General features: G+C 69.3%; 2 protein-coding genes. Both read left to right on the forward strand.

The window, feature by feature from the left end; genetic code table 11:
• Positions 1-86: IS3 family transposase (locus B5G02_RS10360; RefSeq protein ID WP_428843242.1), on the forward strand; the 86-nt coding region annotated here is incomplete at its 5' end.
• Between the two features lie 271 nt (positions 87-357).
• A complete protein-coding gene (locus tag B5G02_RS09950; protein ID WP_094336095.1) occupies positions 358-2,361 on the forward strand; it encodes a cation:proton antiporter in 2,004 nt (667 codons plus the stop codon).
• The last annotated feature ends 164 nt before the right edge of the window (positions 2,362-2,525 follow it).

The raw sequence follows: 2,525 nt of genomic DNA on the forward strand, positions 1-2,525 counted from the left end.
ACTGGAACCACGTGAGGCGGCAGGTCAAGCTGAAGGGCCTGACCCCGGCGGAGTTCCGGGAGCTGGCCCTCCGCGAGGCCGCTTAGCGGTTATGATTTAACGCGTCCAAGTTTTGGGGTGCAGTTCAATGACTCAGTGAGTCATTTGAACCCGTCCCCATTGTCTCGGTGAGTCAATTGAACCCGTCCCCACTGTCTCACCCGTCCCCGATGACTCACCCGCTGTCTCGCCCCACCGCCTCCGGATGAATCGGCGCGCTTCGGGGTACACCAAGGGCATACGCGATGTCTGCGCCCCGCGGAGCGGCGGCGTTTCGCCTTTTGACGGCCACCACCCCAAGAACCCCATAGGAGACCCATGCACGGAGACACCATTCTGCTTATGACGTTCGTGTTCGCGCTCGTCGCCGCCTTCGCGGGCGGCCTCGTGGCGCGCGCCCTGCGCCTGCCGCCCATCGTGGGCTACCTCGTCGGCGGGCTCGTGGTGAGCCCCTTCACGCCGGGCTTCATCGGCGACTCGCACGCCATGAACCAGCTGGCCGAAGTGGGCGTCATGTTCATGATGTTCAGCACCGGCCTGCACTTCTCGCTCAAGGATCTCTTCGAGGTGAAGGGCATCGCGGTGCCGGGCGCCATCCTGCAGATCGCCGTGGGCACCGCGGCGGGCTACGCGCTCGCGCTCGCGTTCGGCTGGACGCCGCAGGCGGGCATCATGCTCGGCCTCTCGGTGAGCATCGCCTCGACGGTGGTGCTCATCAAGAACCTTACCGACGCCGGCCTCTACCAGACGCACGGCGGCCGCGTGGCCACGGGCTGGCTCATCGTCGAGGACCTCGCCACGGTCGTGATCTTGGTGGTGCTGCCCGTGGTGTTCGGCCCCGGCGAGACCTCGGGCGCGGAGCTCGCGTCGGGCCTCGCCTGGGCGCTCGCCAAGACGGTGGCGTTCGTGCTGCTCATGCTCGTGGTAGGCTCGCGCCTGCTGCCGTGGGTGCTCGGGCGCATCGCGCGCTTCTGCCCGGCCGAGCTCTTCCAGCTGGCGGTGGTGGTCATCGCCCTCGGCACGGCCATGGCGGCGGCGCTCGTCTTCGACCTCTCGGTGGCGCTCGGGGCGTTTTTGGCCGGCGTGGTGGTGAGCGGCTCCAAGCTGTCGCACCGCATCGCGGCCGAGGCCATCCCTTTCAAGGACCTCTTCTCCATCATCTTCTTCGCCTCAGTGGGCATGATGGTGAACCCCGTCACGCTCGCGGCGCACGTGGGCGAGCTCATCGCGCTCGTGGCGCTCATCATGGTGGGCAAGTGGCTCATCAACATGGTGCTCGGCGTGGTGCTTTCCGCCGGCCTGCGCGGCACGCTCACCGTGGCGGCGGGGCTCGCGCAGATCGGTGAGTTCTCGTTCATCATCGGGCAGACGGGCATGGCGCTGGGCGTGCTCTCGTCCGAGCAGTACACGCTCATCTTGGGCGGCGCGGTGGTGTCGATCGCGCTCAACTCGTTCGCGTTCAAGCTCATCGACCCGCTCGAGCGCTGGATCCGCGCCCATGGGCGGCTCGCCGCGCTGTACGAGCGCCATGCGCATCACTTCGAGGAGCCGGCGAGCGACCTGCACGGGCACGTGGTCGTGGTGGGGTACGGCAACGCCGGCCGCTGCGTGACCGAGGTATTGAACAACCTGGGCATCCCGTGCCTCGTGGTGGAGCGTGAGCTCGAGGTGGCCGAGGAGGCGGAGGCTGACGGGCTCTGCGCGCTCGTGGGCGATGCGGCGAATTCCGAGATCCTGGCGCATGCGCACCTGGATGGCGCGCGCGTGCTCGTGATCGCGGGCGGCGGGGACGCGGCGGCCGAGGTCATCGCGCACGAGGCGCGCTCGCTCGCGCCTGGACTGCACATCGTGACGCGCGCGGCGGACGCGGACGGGCTGGCCGCGCTCGTGGCGGCGGGCGCCAACGAGGTGGTGCGCCCGGAGCTGGAGGGCGGCATCGAGCTCATGCGGCACACGATGATCGACCTGGGCTACACGCCGCGCCAGATCGAGGGCTATGCGAACGAGCTGCGTGCGAGCGGGTACGAGGCGCTGGGTGACGGTGCCCAGGCGGCGCGGCGGCGCGCGTTCGCGCGGCTCGCGGCCTCGCTTTCCGAGGTGGAGCTGGAGTGGGTGCCCGTGGATGCGGGGAGCATCGCGGCGGGGCGGACGCTCGGTGAGCTTGACCTGCGCGCGCAGACCGGTGCGAACGCCGTTGCCCTGCGCCGCGACGGCGAGGTGGCGCTCTTCATCGACGCCAAGACCAGGCTGTGCGCGGGCGACGCGGTAGGGCTCGTGGGCACCGCCGAGCAGGTGGAGGCCGCCAGCCGCCTGTTCGCGTAGCGCGCGGGGACGGCGAGTCATTGGGGACGGGTTCAATTGTGAACCGCCCCCCGTTTCTTGGACACGGAAATGGAGGTCCGAGAGATGGGGGGCATTCTCATGTCCATCGACCTACGGTACGGGCACGGGCGCGCGGCGAGGTCGCTCGCCGCGGACCTGTTCGC

The sequence above is a fragment of the [Collinsella] massiliensis genome (genome assembly GCF_002161605.1).
Lineage (GTDB): Bacteria > Actinomycetota > Coriobacteriia > Coriobacteriales > Coriobacteriaceae > Enorma.